Origin of the sequence: Candidatus Nitrosopumilus koreensis AR1 (assembly GCF_000299365.1) — an archaeon.
In the GTDB taxonomy this organism is placed as follows: Archaea; Thermoproteota; Nitrososphaeria; order Nitrososphaerales; family Nitrosopumilaceae; genus Nitrosopumilus; species Nitrosopumilus koreensis.
Map to the genome: position 1 here is coordinate 44829 of NC_018655.1, position 17787 is coordinate 62615.

Sequence of the window (17787 nt, forward strand, 5' to 3'; positions counted from 1 at the left end):
CGTAAACAGAAACATTACAATTTCTTTAAATCCTGGATTTTTAATCTGGCAAGTAATTTTTCCTCTGATCTATATTTTTGTAGCAGGTTTTGCATATGCCCCGTTAATTCAACATGTACCTTTTGGTGCAAAGGAACTTGATTATCCTGCATTTCTAGCCTCTGGTATGATTGGATTCAACATAATGAACAGTACTCTTGTTTCAGGAATCATAATCTGGAACGATAGACGACATGGTATGTTTGAGCAAATAATGTCTGGTCCTTTTACGCGAAGTCATTACATTCTTAGCAACATTTGCACTATAGGCATAATTGGTTTAGTCAGTGCTTCTTTGATCGCCTTGGTAGGCTATCCTGTATTTTTTGAATCTATAGAATTTTCATTAATTACCATCCCAGTGATTGTTTTTGGTGCAATTACTGGCTCTGTTTTATTTGGTTCATTAGCATCTATAATCTCAACCAGATTACGTTCTAGTGAAGGATTTAACGTAATTATTAACACTGTTTTTCTATTTTTTGCATTTGTTAGTTCAGCATTTTATCCTGCAGATAATGTTCCTGAACCATTACGTACAGCATTTTATCTAAATCCATTAACTTATCTAGTTGATGTAATTAGAGCAGGAATTTTTGGAAATATTACTGATTTTGTGATTATTGAAATGTTGGTACTTGTTGGAATTGCTTCCGTATTTTTTGTTATTGCATCAAAGCTTCTAACTAAGTTAGATTTTTAGAAAATTAAATTATTTTTTAAACTTTTCATACATTTCGTTAATTTTTTTAATTATATCTAGATCTTCATATTCAATTAAATTCAAATTTGGTATAACGCAATGACCTCCAATAATTCCTGGATACATTTTTGGCCTGTTTCCTAAATTTTCATGTATTTCATCTGCAAATTTCCACATTTCATCAAAATCTATGCCTTCTTTTTCACAAATCATCTTTGTTATCTGTGCATAGTTGATGAGCCATCCATAATATGATGTATCCACTAAAATTTTTGCAAGCTCCCCTGTTTTTGTAGTTGACATCCAATCAACTTTTTGAAATCTTTTTTGTAAATCTAATTTAATTTCAGAACTAATTTCATTATTGTCTGACGCAATAAATTTTGTATATTTTTTAATATCGTCTAAAAACCTTCTATGAACGCCACGAACTGGTGAAAATAAAACTGGAATGTTAGATTTATCCTGAATATTTTTTGTTGTACCTGGTCTAACTGTTGAATGAATAATAATTGCTTTCAGACCAATCAACTTTGGAATCCAACTTAATGTAATGTCTATAAATTGTGTTAATTCTCCTGGCAGACAAACATGTAGGTATTCTGGATTTTCAATTGTCTTGTTTTCTGAATAATTTTTACATTTTGAAGATTCTATGTCTATGCCAACACAATCAAAATTTCTTTCATTCAGTAAACCAAACAAAGTTTCACCTACTTCTCCCATACCTAATACTATGTCTGACATTGTACCTATTGTCTGAAAAATACTTCATGCTATATTCGTGTTACATTTTTATCATTTTTTTAAAAAGTAGCCCGAGGCAGATTCGAACTGCCGTCACGGGCTCCAAAGGCCCATATGCTTGACCTCTACACTATCGGGCTGCTAAATCGAGCACACTAACTCCCTTAATGAACTTTTTATTCTAATATGCCTAAAATTATCCTGACTTAATCTTTGATTACACTAATTAATTTTTTAACAGGATCTTCCATTTGGTTTAGAATTTTTTCTGCTTTTAGTTGATTTGATTGTTTTGTAGATTCAAAAAACTTTGTTATTTGATTTGAAACTTTTTCAGGATTTGTTTCTCTCTTTATCAATTGTTTTCTCACCAAAAAATTTTCTATGATGTTTGGAACTGCATTATACGATATTGTGGGAATGCCCATTAATGCAGATTCTGCAGTCATTGTGCCTCCTGAACCAATGAAAACATCTGTATTCTTTAACAAATATTTTCCATCAAATGACATTTTTACAACTTTAGCTTTTTTACCTACATTTTTTTGCAGTTTTTGAATTTGCTTTGTGTATCTGCCTAAAATAACAATATTTTCCTCACCAAATTTAGAAATTATATTAGCAATAATTGGAATAGTTTTATTTGATTTTTCTGTATATGATGCCTCCTCCTCCTCTACTCTTATCAAAATATTTTTCTTATCATTATTTTTGAATGGAAGTCGCCCATGTTCATTTATCTTTCTTTTGATTGTTACTGCTGCATCAATTGCCTTGTATGAAATAATATTTTTTTCCATTATCCCATATTTTGAAAATTCTTTCTTTGGAATTGTGTAGGGAATTAACAGCTTTTGAATTAACGGTAATGTTAATTTCATCACTGCTTCGGCCTGTGGAGAATCACAAAATGCAATATGTTTAATTCTTAAACCAAATGAAATTCTTGCAGCTTCAGGTGAACAAAAACTAATTACAAGATCTGGTGCAAATACTTCGATTTTTCTAACTAGTGTTCCCATTCTGTCAATACCTGCTTTTAGTTTGGAATTTTTACTTCCACCACCATGTTTACCTACAAAAATCAGGTCAAAATTACGGATTTTTGCTAATTTTGAAACTTCTCCATAATTTCTAGAAGTGCATAAAATACTGTTTTTTTTACCTAATTTTTCAATAATAGGTTCCGAAAACAATAATTGCTTCGGAGTTAGAACATCTATCCATATTTTCAAGTAATTTTCATAATTGAAGTTAGTTCAATAAGTTTTTCTTAGTCTAATCCCATGCTTAGTGTAATGGGGGGAACAAAAGTTGTTGTTTATGGTCTTAGTACAGAAGGATATGCTATTGCATCACAAATGGCCATTAAAGGAGCCGATGTTTACATAATTGATGAATCGACCCCGTCTGCAATTTCACTAAAAGCAGAAATTGCAAAAACTTATCCTAATGTAGCATCTCTAAAAGAAGATGAACCACTATTGTCTATGGAACCAATAGAAGTGGCAATTTCCAAAGCTCAATATCTCTTCTTTACTCCCAGAATCAGAAAAACTGGACAAGATATAAAAACTGAAATTCATTCAAAATTCAAGGATGCAACTACCTCTTTAAAGAAAAAAAGTTCTGTTGTTTTTACTCTTCCAACAGGATTTGGTGGGAATAATGAAAATATTTCTTTACTTGAACATGTCACGGGACTTGAAGTCGGAAAGCATATCTCATATTTTTATTATCCTTTAGAAGGTACTGATCAACAACCAAAAATTATTGGTTCTTTCAATGGCAAAAAAGATCCTGTTTTGTCTGATTTATTGACTACTGGAAAAAAAGAAAAAATTTTTGTTGCAATTTCATCCTCTGAGCATTTTCATGCAATTAACATTCTTTCAAGATTTTCAAGTCTGTGTAGTGTATTAGAAGTTTGTAAATATGCACAAGACGAAATCACTAAAAATGATTTATCTTCAGATGATTTTCAAGAAATATTCCTCGATGATATGGTTGCTGGTTTATTAGATCTTAAATCTTTAGGCTCATCTTTTGAGGGTGCAAATACTCTCATGTATCTGATTAATGGAAGTGTCAAGGGAATTGATGGCTACATAAAACGATTGATAGATGAAATACGTACAACATTAAAGAAAAATGATCTTAAGGCCAGCAGAACTAAAATTGCATTATCTTGGACACTTGATCAACATTCGATGCGTGGAGATAAAATTGAAATGCTTCAAAATCTGACTTCAAGATTACGTGATTATATTGGTGATGTTGAGGCATATGAGGATCCGAACTTTGATTTGTTTCACAGCGATAAAACAACGATTGTTGTAGCTTGTTCAAAATCTGATCTTGAAAATATTAAAAAAACTAAACAAGATTCTGATTTGATTATTGTCAAAGCAAATCCTTTATGCGAAACAACCCAATAATGGTATAAATTAGCTAAACTAGTATTCTGTTTGAATTGTCTACTGATAATGAATCCGATGAAATCCCTGTAGATGTTGTTTCTGAGAATGAAGACTCTATTCAAGAATCTGAGTCTTCAGATACAATGAAAGAAAACTTTTCAGAGTTATTGGATGTAGAAAAACAAAAAACTACAGAATGTGAAGAAAAACTAAAACGCATTTTAGCAGACTTTCAAAATCTTACTAGAAAGACACAATCTGATATTGAAAATGGTGTTAATGCTAAAGTAGATGAATTTGTATTGGATTTTTTAAAAATTTATGATGACTTTATTCGTGCTAGGGATGTTTTTTCTCAAAATAAAATCAACACCGAAGGTCTTGATTCAATTTTAAAAAATATGGATTACTTATTAAAAAAATACGATATATCTCCAATTGATGCGTTGGGAGAAATTTTTGATCCCAATCTTCATGAAGCAATATCTGTTATTACTGATCCTGATTTAGATGACAATACAATCACCAAAGAGATCAGGAAAGGATATATTTCTCAAAAGAGGGTTATAAGACCAACATTAGTAGAAATTTCAAAAAAAGGATGATGATTAAAAATGGCTAAAGTAATAGGTATCGATTTAGGAACAAGTAACTCTGCTGCTGCAGTAATGATGGGTGGAAAACCAACAATTATTCCAGCAGCTGAAGGTCAAACTGCAGCCGGAAAAGCATTCCCATCAGTAGTAGCTTTCTCTAAAGATGGTGAACTTTTGGTTGGCGAACCTGCTCGTAGACAGGCAGTTACAAATCCGGATAATACCATAGTTGCAGCAAAAAGAAAAATGGGCTCTGATTATACTTTTAAAATTCAAGATAAGGAATACAAACCTCAACAAATCTCTTCATTTATTCTACAAAAAATAAAAAAAGATGCCGAAGCATTCATTGGCGAATCTGTTGAGAAAGCGGTTATTACAGTTCCCGCATATTTTGATGACAATCAACGTCAAGCAACAAAAGATGCAGGAACAATCGCAGGTCTTGATGTTGTTAGAATAATTAATGAACCCACTGCTGCTTCTTTAGCATTTGGATTAGATAAAGCAAAAGAAGACATGAAGATACTTGTCTTTGATTTTGGTGGTGGAACATTAGATGTTACTATCATGGAAATGGGAGGTGGTGTTTTTGAAGTAATGAGTACGTCTGGAGATACTCAATTAGGAGGAACTGATATGGATAAAGTTTTGATTGATTACATTGTTGATGAATTCAAGAAAAAAGAAGGGGTTGATCTTTCTCAAGATACAACTGCAATGACAAGAATAAGAGAAGCAGCAGAAAAAGCAAAAATTGAATTGTCTACTGTAATGGAAACTGAAGTTAATCTGCCATTTATTGCACATGATCCTTCATCAGGCGCAAAGAATCTTGAATTAAGATTAACTAGATCTAAACTCGATGAATTAATTGGACCTATTGTTGATCGTTGTAAACCTTCTATACAAAAAGCACTTGAAGATGCAAAACTCTCAAGTTCTGATATTGACAAAATAGTAATGATTGGTGGTCCAACAAGAATTCCACTAGTTAAAAAATTTGTCAGTGGAGTTATAGGAAAGGAAGTTGAATCAGGCGTTGATCCTATGGAGGCAGTAGCAATGGGAGCTGCAATCCAAGCAGGAATTATTGCTGGTGATGTTACTAGTGACATTGTTCTGTTAGATGTAACTCCATTAACTTTAGGAATTGAAACGCTTGGAGGTGTTCGAGAACCATTAATTGAAAGAAATACTACTATTCCAACTTCAAAAAGTAAAGTGTTTACAACTGCAGCTGATAATCAAACAGCTGTCACTATTCATGTTGTACAAGGTGAAAGACCTATGGCCACAGACAATGTCTCCTTAGGTAGCTTTAATCTTACTGATTTACCTCCTGCTCCAAGAGGCGTTCCTCAAATTGAAGTAAAATTCGATATTGATGCTAATGGAATCATCAATGTAACCGCAAAAGATCTTGGAACTCAAAAGGAAGCAAAAATTACTATTGAAACAAAAACCAAATTGTCAGAAGAAGAGATTAAAAAATTAAAGGAAGACGCTGAAAAATTCTCTGAAGAAGACAAAAAGAAGAAAGAGAAAATTGATCTTAAAAATGAAGCAGAAAGTTACATCTACACAACTGAAAAATTAGTTAATCATGATCTAAAAGATAAAATTTCTCAAGAGCAAGGAATCAAAATTACTGATGCTGTTAAAGAAGTAAAAGAATTTTTAGACAAAGAACCTAAAGAATTAAAACCAAAACTTGAAGCATTACAATCTTTAGTAAATGAAGTAACTACAGAACTATACAAGAACGCTGCCCCCCCACCTGGTGCAGATGGACAACAAGGTGCAGATGGACAACAAGGTGCAGATGGACAACAAGGTGCAGATGGACAAACTACAGAATCATCTTCAAATGATGAAACAAAATCTAGTTAATTCTCTAAATTCAACCATTTATACAGCAATTAGAATAAAGGAATGATTCATGTCTGCAAAACGAGATTATTATGAAGTTTTAGGAGTATCTAAATCATCTTCAAATGATGAAATCAAAAAACAATATAGGAAATTAGCATTAAAATTCCATCCTGATCGAAATCAATCTGCTGAAGCTGCAGAGCATTTTAAAGAAATTTCTGAAGCATATGCAGTTCTTTCTGATACTGAGAAAAGGCAACTTTATGATCAACATGGTCATGCAGGTGTAGATGGAAGATATTCGAGCGAAGATATTTTTCAGGGTGCAAGAGGTGATTTCAGCGATATATTTGGTCGTGGAGGCGGCGGATTTGATTCCATTTTCGAATCAATATTTGGTCGTGGAGGCGGCGGATTTGGATTTGGTCAAGAAAGGGGTTCTGACATTCTCTATCAAACATCAATAACATTAGAAGATGTTTTACATGGCAAACAAATGGAAATTGAGCTACAAAAACAAATTCAATGTGATACATGTAGTGGTTCAGGATGTAAACCTGGAACTGATAAAAAAACATGTTCTTCATGTAATGGACAAGGTCAAGTAAGACAAACACGAAATATGGGATTTGCATCATTTGTTACTGCAGCGCCATGTTCTTCATGTAGAGGGCAAGGCTCAATTATTGAAACACCATGTGGTGATTGTAAAGGCCAGGGAAAGAAAAAAGGTACAAAAAAAGTTACGTTTGATATTCCACCTGGAATTGATTCAGGCGATTATACTGTACCAAATGAAGGAAATGAAGTGCCTGGAGGTTCTAATGGTGATCTGATTGTTAGAATTAGAGTACAACCTCATTCACAATTCAACCGAGATGGAAAAGATATTTTCTATGATCAAGATGTTTCTATGGTTGATGCAGCATTAGGGTGTGAAGTTACTGTTCCAACTTTAGAGGGAACTGAAAAAATTAAAGTTGATTCTGGAAGCCAACCAAACACAATTATCAAATTAAAAGGAAAGGGCGTACCTCACATCAATTCTAGGGGTAGAGGAGACCAGTATGTTAGAATTGTAGTAAACATTCCTCAAAAACTTACCAAACATCAAAAAAATCTTCTTGATGAATTTAAACAAACTAGTGATTAACTGACTATGAAGATTGCATTAGATGTTGATGGTGTACTTGCTGATGTAATTCAATTGTGGTTAAATTATAGTAATTCAATCAGGCCAGAAATTCAGAAGCATGATATTACTGATTGGGATTTTTGGAAAAAATTTGAAATTAATCGCTATGACTTTTATGCTGAATTGAGTTCGTGTTGGAAAAATTGGATCTCAATCCCGCCCACCGAAGAAAATTTAGCATCCATCACAAAAAATCTCTCTGATCTTGGTCAGGTGGATGTTGTTACTGCAAGAGAACGTTCTACTGATTCTTTTGTAAAGAACTGGCTAAAACACCACAAAATTTCTTTTGATAATTATGTTTCAGTAATTGATGGTCCTATGAAGGCTGATTTGGATTATGATGTTTTTATTGATGATTCACCATTAAATGCACAAAAATTTCTACAAAATAAGAAAAAGGTAATTCTATACTCTCAACCATGGAACCAACATGTTGTTGGAAATAATGTTCATAGAATTTCAAGTCTTTCTGAAGCAATTAAAAAATTAAGTTAATCTTTTACAAATTTTTTAATATTTACTTGATGTCCTTTTCTTACATGAGTTGAATGAGTTGTCTTTAACAACTCTGAAATTTTATCATCATCGTAAAATTTAATGTTATAACGTCCTAGCACTTTTTTACAATTCATACAATAAACTTCTTTAAATTCCATTTTGAATTGATAGCTGTTGTACTTTCAGTATAATAAAGAAACTTATTCTAGATTTCAAAAATTTATAGTGCGGGAGTCGCCCAGCCTGGTCAACGGCGTAAGGTTCAGATCCTTATCTTCTAGGAGTTCGTGGGTTCAAATCCCACTTCCCGCATAATTCAGTTATTTTCTAATTTATTTTTGATATTTTTCAAAAGAAGTTTATTGATTGTTTCACCAGGTGCTTTACCTCTTAATTCTTTCATAGCAATTCCCATTAGAGGTCCAATCGCTCTTTCTTTTTGATTTTTTACAATTTCTTGGTTGTTTTCAACAATTTGATGACATATGTCCTCTAATTCTGATTCATCTACAGTCTCAATTGAGGCGTAATTCATTGCATCTTCTATTGTCTGAGATTTTCCATTCATAATATTTTCGAAAATAATTTCAACTGATTCTTTAGTGATTTTTCCTTCTTCCAAAAATTGAAATGTTTTTGTGATTTCTTTATTTTTTAGTAATTTTGAATCTAACCCATTTCTCTCTAAATTTGTTATAGTTGAACATAATACTGATGCGACAAACGTGGGATTTACATTGGTTTTCTTAATTATATTTTCAAATAATTCAAAATAGTTTGAATCAAAAAGCTGTTCCGACAATTGGAGATTTAGTTGGTATTTTGTTTCTAGTTCTTTAATTGAGTCATCCCATGATTTGGGAATGTCCTTTATTGCGTTGTCTAGATCTTTTTTTGAAATTATTATTGGCGGAATATCTGTTTCTGGATACATTCTTGCTGCACCGGGTCTTGGTCTTAGAAATTTAGTCTCTCCGCTTTGAGTTGCTAATCGCGTATCAATTGGGATTCCTTCCTTTTTGATGTATTCAATCCTCAAAATTATCTGGTCTATGACCTGATTCATTTTTTCTTCTGGTGCTGCCAAAATTAAAAATCCATCATTGTCATTGATTTCTAAAGTTTTTTTCAAATCCTCAATATCTTCATTTTCAATACCATAATTTGGTAATTCATCAGAATGAAAAACACCTCCTATTCCAAAAAATCTGACTAGTTCTGCTATTTCTTTTCCCAATCTAATTCCCTCATGTGGTGTATATCCAAACATGCCTGACATATTTCTAAATGAAATCCCAAAAATTTTCTGATTTTTCTTTATGGCGTTTTGAACAATTTTTGATTTACATTTTTTAAATAACTCTGTGATATCTTTTCTATCTTTTTTATTGTGAGCCCAATCAATATTCTGTATTTTTTTTGAGATTTTTAACAATCCATGCTGCCTTTTAGCCTCATATTCTACTACTTTTTCTAACTGATCAAGTTGCTGAACTCCTTTAACTTCAATTACAACACTTCCATCTTGAATTGAAATATTAACATCTTGTCGAATTGAACCTAATCCTCTTTTTACCTTTTTGGTACTTCTTAAAATTCTCCCTAATGTTAATGCGATTTTTTTAATTTCATATGGTTTTACTTCAAATGGTTCAGTGGCAATTTCAACCAAAGGTATTCCTAAGCGTTCTAAACCGTATTTCTTTATTGAACCATCTTCTCCCAAAATCTTTGCAGCATCTTCTTCAAGACAAATAGACTGAATTCCAATTTCTTTGCCGTCTACGTTAAAAGAACCTCCTTGGGAAATTAGCATTGTACGTTGAAATCCTGTTGTATTTGAACCGTCTACAACTGTTTTTCTCATTGGATATATCTCTCTAAATATATTTGATTTTAGAGCTGATGCAATAACCAAAGAAATCTTCTTTGCATCCTCATCTAACTCGTGTGGTGGTTCTTCATCTTGCTCAACCAGACAGCTGCTTTCTGGGTTTGCAAAATACATTATGGTTTTTGATTTTGATTTTTCAAATAATGCCGCTGGGTCATATTCTCCTAATTCACTTTTAGCAGCACGTAATTTTCTTTGAAATTTAATAGAATATTCATCTGTATCGACAGGTGTACAATTACAAAATAATTTCTTATTTGTATCTAGTTGTTGATGAATCTCAAGTCCTACCTTTACTCCTAATCCATCTATTAAAAATTCTGACATTTCTTCTCCTAGATTGACATTTCAGATGCAATATTGTCAAGCATAATTTCTTTTACATCTTCAATATTCTGAGTATTCCCAAGGGCCCACATTGCTTTTACTAGTGCTACCTCTGAAATCATATTTTCTAGAGGAACTATGCCTAAATTTAGGAGATCTCTTCCACTTTCATACACAGTCATTCTTACTCTTCCATCAATACACTGTGATGTCATGCCTAGAAACATCCCTTTTTCATTGGCTTTTTTTATGGAATCATACGTGACTCTTCCAACATGTCCTAACCCTGTTCCTTCAAAGATTATTCCCTTGTATCCCCTATCAATAATATGTTCAATTAATTCTGGATCATATCCAGGATAATACTTTACCAAAGCAATTTTTGTATCTAGGTTAATTTTTGGTTGAAATTCTTGAGTCTTGTAGAATTCTTTAGACATATTTTTTTGAATTTTTTCTTCTGCAATTATGAACGCAGGATCGTCCCCTACTGTTTGAAATGCTCCTCGTTTACTTGTATGATTTTTTCTAACTCTTGTTCCAATATGGCATGCAACAGTATTATCATTTTCATCATTATGCATCACAATGTATACTCCTTTTGCTTTACTTTTTGTAATGAATTTTGTTGCTCCAATCAAATTTAATGCTGCATCAGATGATGCTCTGTCTGAAGATCTTTGTGAGCCAACTAAAACAATTGGAATTGGAAATCCTGCTAATGCAAATGAAAGAAATGATGATGTATAATGCATTGTATCAGTTCCATGAGCAACAATGATTCCTAAATAATCTGAATTTGAATAACTACTAATTTTTTTTGCAATATCTAACCAGTTTTCTGGCATTATGTTTTCAGAATATTCTGATAACAAAACTTCCGCATCAATATTTGCAATTTTAGAAAGTTCAGGAACTGATGAATTCAATTCTTCAGCAGTTAACACTGGAGTAACTGCTCCTGTTCTATAGTCAACTTTACTTGCAATTGTTCCTCCAGTTGAAAGTAGCAATATTTTTGGTAATCCTTCTATTTTGTTTATTTTTTCAGACTCATCAACAATTTTTTCTGAAGATTGGATTTTCTCAACTCTCTTAATTTTTACAATCTCTAATCCGACATTATATCCACTCTTTAATTTCAAAACAATGTGTTTGTCATCGCTGTGCTCATATCTGGGCATAATTATGCCTGAATACGTGATGTCTGAGAGAATTTTTACTGAATCGCCAACTATCACTTGATTATTCTTTAGAAATTCTAATGAATCTCCTTCATATCCCCTATATTCTGACATTTACGAGAATTAGATTTGCTATTTAATTAAAACTAGCTATCTCTTCATTTTTCTTATTTTTGGACACAAAAAATCTATTCCAACAATAATATAATGCACGTTCATACGTATTTGGAATTCTTTTGTATTTTATATGGCAACCAATATCTACTAAACTCCAATGAGCTTTTTTTGGACCTAACAATAACCATTTTAGTAATCTTAAATCAAGTGACATCTGCAAATATTTTTCAAATTTTGAAATATCTTTTTCATTCATTATTAGTTGGGTTCCATCTCCGTTACATGGTATTGCAATAGCTATGGGTTCATCATCTTTTTTGTTATTATTTACATCTAGTCGTAAAATAATTGTAGTATCTGATGTCCAGCCAATTTTTTTTCTAACCAATTCAAAATTTTCATAAGCTTTTGGAATTAATTCTAACAATTCAGACATTTCTGGAATTTCTTCTTTTTCATAATCAAATGATTTGTTCAAAAAATTATTTTTTACATAATTTTGTTTTTCTTTAAGGTTTATTGGTTCATATTCTTTTGAAATTTGATTTTTACTGATATCAAAAAATTCATTATGATTTAAGATTATTCCTTTATGTTTTTCTTTTGGGATGTTTTGCTTTAACCATTCAAAAGCATACTCTAATTCTGGTTCTCCTCTAAATTGATTTAATTCATTAAATCTCCCTGTTAGAGTATATCTTCCTGCAAATGGAATATAAAATTTAGGTTCAAATAAATTAATGAAATCTTTTGTAGTCTCTAATTTTTGTTCTTGTTTCTTTTTTGATTCGATTATTTTGTCTTTGGTTTCAAGCTCAAATGTTTGTGGGTAGGATGATGCCTTAACATATCCTACTAACAATACATCAATTTTTGGATAGAGTGTTTTTACTAATTTTGCTGTATTTCTTGCAATTTGGAATGGACAATCATTAGTATTAACAATCACCTCTTTTTCATTATCGATAACTGACATTGTATCAATTTGTGTGGTGCCAAATTTTGCTTCTAATAGTCCACAACCCATTAATTTTCCACAAATGTTTGGATCACAATTATCTGCTGCAAGAATATTTATGAAAACATTATTTTTTAATCTAATTCTAATATTATGTTCAAGTTCAATTACTTTGAATCCCAATTCTTCAATTTTGAATTTCAACGATTTCTCAGGAAAATTGTGAATTATGATTGGAATTTTCTTGTCAAGATTTTGTAGAGTTTGTTTGCTACAATGATCCGGATGTATATGACTTATGTAAATAAAATCTATATCTTCAAACATCTCTGATTTGAATTCATATGGTGGGTAAATTCCCCATGAACCAAAATATTCTTCTCCGATTAACCATGGATCGCAAAGAATTTTGACATTCTCATCTTCTATCAGAACAGATGCAGAATTTAAAGAAGTAATTTTCATTATTTTTATCTATTCAACCCAGATATTTTTTAAAAATATCTGTTATTATCATGCGATTTCTAGTTTTATCTATAATATGATGCTACTAGTTTTTCTCCCATCTTAAGGTCTTTTTGTTCTCTTACTTTCTTTACTGCTTCCTCAAAATGTTTCATAGTGACTTTGGCCTCAATACTGTTCTTTTCAACATCTTTTACATCTGGGTGTTTGTCTAAGTATTCGTGAATAACTAGTGATACTGCTGTGTTTGCAATAGATGCGGCATCTGCTCCACTCATTCCATCAGTAATTTCGGCAATCTTTTCTAGATCAACATCCTCTCCCATAGGAATTTTTTCAGCATTAATTTCCAGAATACGTTTTCTACTATCTTTATCTGGATTTGGTACTTGAATAATTTTGTCAAATCTGCCTGGTCTTAACAATGCTGGATCAATCATATCTGCTCTGTTTGTTGCAGCTAGCACAACGACTCCGTGCATGTTTTCCATTCCATCTAACTCTGTAAGTAATTGACTGACAACTCTTTCGGTGACTGCAGTTTCTCCTCCTGCTCCTCTAATTGGTGCAATTGAATCAATCTCATCAAAGAAAACTACACATGGTGCAGATTGTCTTGCTCTTTTGAAAATTTCTCTAATTCCTCTTTCAGATTCACCTACCCATTTGGATAACAATTCAGGACCTCTAACTGAAACAAAGTTTGCTTCACTTTGAGTTGCAACGGCTTTTGCAAGCAATGTTTTACCTGTACCACTTGGACCGTGAAGTAGTATTCCTCTTGGCATATTATGTCCTAACTTATCATATAGTGCTGGATATTTCATTGGCCATTCAACTGCTTCTTGCAATTCACGTTTTACGTCTTCTAAACCACCAACTTCGTCCCATTTCACATCTGGATTTTCAATGAAAACTTCTCTCATTCCAGATGGAGTAACTTCAATCAATGCCTTCTGGAAATCTTCATGGTTTACAATTAATTTATCCAAAGTTTCAGGGGGAATTTTTTCTTCTTCAAGATTTAGAATAGGTAATAATCTTCTCAAACACTTCATTGCAGCTTCTTTACATAGATATTCCAAGTCTGCTCCAACATACCCATGACTAACTGCTGATATCTTATCTATATTAACATCATCAGATAACGGCATATTTCTGCTGTGAATTGCAAGAATGTCTTTTCTTCCTTTTTTATCGGGAACTTTAATCTCAATTTCTCTATCAAATCTGCCTGGTCTTCTAAGTGCAGGATCAATTGCGTTTGGTCGATTTGTTGCGGAAATTACAATTACTTTACCTCTTGCTTCTAAACCATCCATTAATGATAACATTTGAGAAACAACTCTTCTCTCAACTTCTCCAGTAACCTCTTCTCTCTTTGGTGCAATAGAGTCTATTTCATCAACAAAGATAATTGAAGGAGCTTTTTCTCTTGCTTCTTTGAAAATTTCTCTTAACCTAGCTTCACTTTCACCATAAAATTTACTCATAATTTCTGGACCTGAAATACTGATAAAGTGAGCATTACTTTCATTTGCAACAGCTTTTGCAAGCAATGTTTTACCTGTTCCTGGTGGGCCATACAACAAAACACCCTTTGGAGCTTCAATTCCTAACTTTTCAAAGATTTCAGGATGTCTTAACGGAAGTTCAATCATCTCCCTTACTTTCTTTATCTCGTCAGTTAAGCCTCCAATGTCTTCATAAGTTACTTGTGGAACTCCACGTAATGTTTCTCCTTTTTCTGCAATATGGAAAACAGTCTTTTGAGTAATCAAAACTGCATCCGCAGCCGGTGTAACTCCAATTACTTGAAAAGTTAAACGTCCACCAAAATATGGAACCATTACATTATCCCCTTTAATCAAAGGAACGCTTTCTAAAGCATCTGCAAGATATCTCTCATCAATTGGTGGAATTGCTTCTAATGGTGCAACTACAACCTTTTCTGCAGCAACTGCTTTGATTTTTCTAACTGAAATTGTATCCCCAATTGCAATTCCTGAATTATTTCTTCCAAGTCCATCGATTCTGATAATCCCCTTTCCTTCATCAGATGGATATAGTGGAAGACATTTTGCAACTGTTCTTCTTTTACCTTTAATTTCTATAACATCACCTGTGGAGGCATTTAATGTGTCCATAGAATCATAATCAATTCTTGCTACTCCTCTTCCAACATCTCTAGTGTATGCCTCTAGAACTTTGAGAGAGAGTGCATTTTGGCTCATATACAAATGCCCTCTGTCTAATTTTTATACCTTTGTGGTAATTTCTCTAAATGACAGGTAAAAATCACAAGCTTAAAATCCTCTTTACGTAGGAAACGATCAACTTTGGGTAAGAGACCATTAGTAAGAAGACGTGGCCGTGGAGGAAATCAATTTAGATCTACATCTACTGGAAAAGTAGGCACCAAAGCAAACTATCCTCGTTTCTCATTATCTGAACAACATGAAGGAGAAATTATTGATCTTGTTCATGAACGTGGAAGAGAAGCACCTTTAGCTAAAGTTAGATTTGAAGATGGATCAGTATCATTTGTTCCAGCGGTTCTTGGTGCAAAAGTTGGCACAACTTTGCAATTTGGATTAAAATCAAAAATTGAAAAAGGAAATGTAATTAGCATTCAAAATATTCCTGATGGTACTATAGTCTGTAATATTGAAAAGCACTTTGGTGATGGTGGAGCAATTGTAAAATCTGCAGGAACTGATGCAACTGTTTTCTCTCATGGTGATGAAGGTGTTACTGTTAAACTTCCTTCTGGAAAATTTACTACTCTAAATCCAAAAAATAGAGCCATGATTGGAACCCTTGCTGGAGGCGGATCTAGTGAAAGGCCATTTATGAGTGCAGGAGGTAAATGGAGAAACTTCAAAGCTAAAGGAAAGAAATATCCAATAGTCAGAGGTGTTGCTCAAGCAGCTTATGTTCACCCACACGGTGGTGGTCGTCATCAACATGTTGGGCAAAGTTCCACTGTTTCTAGAGATGCTCCTCCTGGAGCAAAAGTTGGAAGTATTGCTGCAAGAAAGACTGGTAGAGCTAGAATTAAAGAAAGAAAGTAATTTTCTATTTGACCCAAAATTGATTAATAGCTCCAAACAATCTTTGTTAAATGTCAAATCAACGAATTAGACTTTTTGTAACAGGTAGAGTTCAAGGTGTTTTTTTTCGTCAGACGTTGAAAACAAGAGCAATACAAAATGATGTTTTTGGATGGGTAAAAAATCTCAAAGACGGTCGTGTTGAGGCTGTTTTAGAAGGAGATGAAGAAAATGTCAGCCGTCTAGTTGAGTGGGCTCATGGTGGCCCTGCAAATGCGATAGTTGAAGATGTAGAAATCCGTAATGAAAAATTTACTGGCGAATTTTCAAAGTTTGATGTTTTGTATTAATGAATTTGTTCGTATGCTTCTTTAATCAAATCGCCAAATTCAGAAATTTGTTGGTCTTTATTGATTTGAATAATTCCTACAGGTTCTTTTCTATTCTTCTGAATTTTTATGATCACACCTTCTTTTTGAGGCTCTATGTCTGTAAACCATCGAAATGTCATTGATTTGCAAAAAACAACTCTGTGCATTCTGACATCTTCAACCACATTTTCTCCTAAACCAAAACAAAATTCTCTAATTGAATCAAAAAGCGGTAATACTTGAGTGGGAATTTGTTTTCTAAACTCTTCATAACTTCTTTTGTTTCCAAATGAAATCATTCCTTCCATGAATTTGTAAATCTGAATTTAGAACAGGGCACGGCTGGCACCCCGATCCTACCTACTACCAATTTTTCTAAAACAAAGTATGCTATATTTGCATTAGGTTTGATTCTCTTTTAGTTTCAATACCATGTTGCAAACTGAGCATACATTTCCTGTACAATCATTGCCGCATTTCTTACAAATCATTTTTTCTTTATAGTTTGTTTCTTTTACGATGTTTGATACTCTGAGAACTGATTGATACAAATTATTTTTAATTCCACTATGTTGTTTTTCTAATGAATTTAGAAATTCACGAATTTCTGTTCTTATTCCCTCATTCATGTGAGGACAAGGTTCTGATTGAAATGGAATGTTATTTGTAAATGCATAAAATACTATTTCTGATTCGTATATCTCACAAAATGGTTTGATTTTTCTTAAAGAGTTTGAAGATGTATCAGGATCCATCCATCCAATCTTGTTAGTATCTCCTGAAAGCATGTTTATGACAAATGTTTGTAATGTATCGTCTAGATTATGTCCTGTTGCAATGACATCTGCGCCGATATCTTTTGCAGCATGATCAATTGCTCTTCTTCTAAGAGTACCGCAAATTGAACATGATGATGTTTTCTCATTCTCTCTCAAGTCTAACGCTTCATCGAGTGTAATCTCAAACAGATCCTTGTAAGAGTAAACTTTGTGTTCTACACCTAATTTTCCACAAAACTTTTCAACAATTTCCAGTGCTTCATTTCTATATCCTGGAATCCCTTCATCAATAGTAATTGCTTTAATTCTAAAATTATGAGTCGATGACATTTCATGAATAATCTTCAAGAGTGCCAATGAGTCTTTGCCTCCGGATACTGCAACTGCAACTAATTCATTATTCTGAATCATTTTGTGCTTGGAAATGGTTTTTGCAGTTTTTCTTACAATTGAATTTGAGAAACATTCAGAACATAGTTTTTGTCCTGAATACTTTCTAGTATAAACTGCTAAATTTTCACAGCCATCACATTTCATGAACTTGAATAATTTTTTTCATTAAT

At 32.8% G+C, this 17787-nt stretch carries 17 protein-coding genes and 2 tRNA genes; 9 read left to right on the forward strand and 10 right to left on the reverse strand.

The annotated features are described in order from the left end of the window. The first annotated feature begins 73 nt into the window (after positions 1-73). Entirely contained in the window at positions 74-742 is a 669-nt protein-coding gene (locus NKOR_RS00200; RefSeq protein ID WP_232203012.1) for an ABC transporter permease, read from the forward strand. 9 nt (positions 743-751) lie between these two features. Here NKOR_RS00200 and NKOR_RS00205 read toward each other — a convergent pair whose 3' ends face one another. The 3 genes from NKOR_RS00205 to NKOR_RS00215 form a co-directional block, all read right to left on the reverse strand. Further along, on the reverse strand, positions 752-1489 hold the full coding sequence (locus NKOR_RS00205; RefSeq protein ID WP_014962358.1) for a Rossmann-fold NAD(P)-binding domain-containing protein: 738 nt from the start codon (positions 1487-1489) through the stop codon (positions 752-754). Positions 1490-1556: 67 nt separating this feature from the next. Further along, positions 1557-1629: transfer RNA gene (locus tag NKOR_RS00210), tRNA-Gln, on the reverse strand. Positions 1630-1695: 66 nt separating this feature from the next. Next, a complete protein-coding gene (locus NKOR_RS00215) occupies positions 1696-2724 on the reverse strand; it encodes a DUF354 domain-containing protein (RefSeq protein ID WP_016939863.1) in 1029 nt (342 codons plus the stop codon). 63 nt (positions 2725-2787) lie between these two features. Here NKOR_RS00215 and NKOR_RS00220 point away from each other — a divergent pair, with 63 nt between their 5' ends. Genes NKOR_RS00220 through NKOR_RS00240 form a run of 5 tightly spaced genes read left to right on the forward strand, consistent with a single transcriptional unit; the run spans position 2788 to position 8073 of the window. Then, entirely contained in the window at positions 2788-3927 is a 1140-nt protein-coding gene (locus tag NKOR_RS00220) for a hypothetical protein (protein WP_016939505.1), read from the forward strand. Positions 3928-3962: 35 nt separating this feature from the next. Beyond that, a complete protein-coding gene (locus tag NKOR_RS00225; protein WP_014962361.1) occupies positions 3963-4514 on the forward strand; it encodes a nucleotide exchange factor GrpE in 552 nt (183 codons plus the stop codon). 9 nt (positions 4515-4523) lie between these two features. Beyond that, positions 4524-6398, forward strand: a complete 1875-nt coding sequence (dnaK, locus tag NKOR_RS00230; RefSeq protein ID WP_014962362.1) for a molecular chaperone DnaK — start codon at positions 4524-4526, stop codon at positions 6396-6398. A 49-nt stretch (positions 6399-6447) separates the two neighbouring features. After that, complete coding sequence (dnaJ, locus tag NKOR_RS00235) at positions 6448-7533, forward strand: molecular chaperone DnaJ (protein ID WP_014962363.1); 1086 nt, start codon at positions 6448-6450, stop codon at positions 7531-7533. Between the two features lie 6 nt (positions 7534-7539). After that, positions 7540-8073: a 5' nucleotidase, NT5C type gene (locus tag NKOR_RS00240; RefSeq protein WP_014962364.1), complete on the forward strand. Its 534-nt coding sequence runs from the start codon at positions 7540-7542 to the stop codon at positions 8071-8073. Here NKOR_RS00240 and NKOR_RS09795 read toward each other — a convergent pair. Beyond that, the gene (locus tag NKOR_RS09795) at positions 8070-8210 is read right to left on the reverse strand and encodes a hypothetical protein (protein WP_014962365.1); all 141 of its coding nucleotides are present in this window, start codon (positions 8208-8210) and stop codon (positions 8070-8072) included. The genes NKOR_RS00240 and NKOR_RS09795 overlap by 4 nt on opposite strands. 93 nt (positions 8211-8303) lie before the next feature. On the opposite strand from NKOR_RS09795, the gene NKOR_RS00245 reads away from it, so the two are divergent. Next, a tRNA-Leu gene (locus NKOR_RS00245) sits at positions 8304-8388 on the forward strand. A gap of 4 nt (positions 8389-8392) precedes the next feature. Here the strand turns inward: NKOR_RS00245 and gatE are convergent. The 4 genes from gatE to NKOR_RS00265 all read right to left on the reverse strand — a co-directional run bounded on the left by gatE (position 8393) and on the right by NKOR_RS00265 (position 15255). After that, the gene (gene gatE, locus NKOR_RS00250) at positions 8393-10297 is read right to left on the reverse strand and encodes a Glu-tRNA(Gln) amidotransferase subunit GatE (RefSeq protein ID WP_014962366.1); all 1905 of its coding nucleotides are present in this window, start codon (positions 10295-10297) and stop codon (positions 8393-8395) included. Between the two features lie 8 nt (positions 10298-10305). Continuing rightward, entirely contained in the window at positions 10306-11595 is a 1290-nt protein-coding gene (gene gatD, locus NKOR_RS00255) for a Glu-tRNA(Gln) amidotransferase subunit GatD (RefSeq protein WP_014962367.1), read from the reverse strand. A 22-nt stretch (positions 11596-11617) separates the two neighbouring features. Beyond that, positions 11618-13021, reverse strand: a complete 1404-nt coding sequence (locus NKOR_RS00260) for an MBL fold metallo-hydrolase (protein ID WP_014962368.1) — start codon at positions 13019-13021, stop codon at positions 11618-11620. Between the two features lie 65 nt (positions 13022-13086). Beyond that, positions 13087-15255, reverse strand: a complete 2169-nt coding sequence (locus NKOR_RS00265; RefSeq protein ID WP_014962369.1) for a CDC48 family AAA ATPase — start codon at positions 15253-15255, stop codon at positions 13087-13089. A 105-nt stretch (positions 15256-15360) separates the two neighbouring features. Between NKOR_RS00265 and NKOR_RS00270 the strand changes: the two genes are divergently transcribed. Together NKOR_RS00270 and NKOR_RS00275 are read left to right on the forward strand one after the other, a co-directional pair. Further along, complete coding sequence (locus NKOR_RS00270; RefSeq protein ID WP_014962370.1) at positions 15361-16095, forward strand: 50S ribosomal protein L2; 735 nt, start codon at positions 15361-15363, stop codon at positions 16093-16095. A gap of 50 nt (positions 16096-16145) precedes the next feature. Further along, the gene (locus tag NKOR_RS00275) at positions 16146-16424 is read left to right on the forward strand and encodes an acylphosphatase (protein WP_014962371.1); all 279 of its coding nucleotides are present in this window, start codon (positions 16146-16148) and stop codon (positions 16422-16424) included. On the opposite strand, the gene NKOR_RS00280 is transcribed toward NKOR_RS00275, so the two are convergent. Then, the gene (locus tag NKOR_RS00280; RefSeq protein ID WP_014962372.1) at positions 16421-16753 is read right to left on the reverse strand and encodes a DUF5655 domain-containing protein; all 333 of its coding nucleotides are present in this window, start codon (positions 16751-16753) and stop codon (positions 16421-16423) included. The two genes, NKOR_RS00275 and NKOR_RS00280, sit on opposite strands and share 4 nt — an antisense overlap. Before the next feature lie 93 nt (positions 16754-16846). Then, a complete protein-coding gene (locus NKOR_RS00285) occupies positions 16847-17761 on the reverse strand; it encodes a TIGR00269 family protein (protein ID WP_014962373.1) in 915 nt (304 codons plus the stop codon). Positions 17762-17787 lie beyond the last annotated feature (26 nt).

Coding starts and splice junctions, on each gene's coding strand:
- NKOR_RS00205 (WP_014962358.1), bottom strand. CDS start 1,489: ATGTCAGACATAGTATTAGGTATGGGAGAAGTAGGTGAAACTTTGTTT.
- NKOR_RS00220 (WP_016939505.1), top strand. CDS start 2,788: ATGGGGGGAACAAAAGTTGTTGTTTATGGTCTTAGTACAGAAGGATAT.
- dnaK (WP_014962362.1), top strand. CDS start 4,524: ATGGCTAAAGTAATAGGTATCGATTTAGGAACAAGTAACTCTGCTGCT.
- dnaJ (WP_014962363.1), top strand. CDS start 6,448: ATGTCTGCAAAACGAGATTATTATGAAGTTTTAGGAGTATCTAAATCA.
- NKOR_RS00240 (WP_014962364.1), top strand. CDS start 7,540: ATGAAGATTGCATTAGATGTTGATGGTGTACTTGCTGATGTAATTCAA.
- NKOR_RS09795 (WP_014962365.1), bottom strand. CDS start 8,210: ATGAATTGTAAAAAAGTGCTAGGACGTTATAACATTAAATTTTACGAT.
- gatE (WP_014962366.1), bottom strand. CDS start 10,297: ATGTCAGAATTTTTAATAGATGGATTAGGAGTAAAGGTAGGACTTGAG.
- gatD (WP_014962367.1), bottom strand. CDS start 11,595: ATGTCAGAATATAGGGGATATGAAGGAGATTCATTAGAATTTCTAAAG.
- NKOR_RS00260 (WP_014962368.1), bottom strand. CDS start 13,021: ATGAAAATTACTTCTTTAAATTCTGCATCTGTTCTGATAGAAGATGAG.
- NKOR_RS00265 (WP_014962369.1), bottom strand. CDS start 15,255: ATGAGCCAAAATGCACTCTCTCTCAAAGTTCTAGAGGCATACACTAGA.
- NKOR_RS00275 (WP_014962371.1), top strand. CDS start 16,146: ATGTCAAATCAACGAATTAGACTTTTTGTAACAGGTAGAGTTCAAGGT.
- NKOR_RS00280 (WP_014962372.1), bottom strand. CDS start 16,753: ATGGAAGGAATGATTTCATTTGGAAACAAAAGAAGTTATGAAGAGTTT.
- NKOR_RS00285 (WP_014962373.1), bottom strand. CDS start 17,761: ATGAAATGTGATGGCTGTGAAAATTTAGCAGTTTATACTAGAAAGTAT.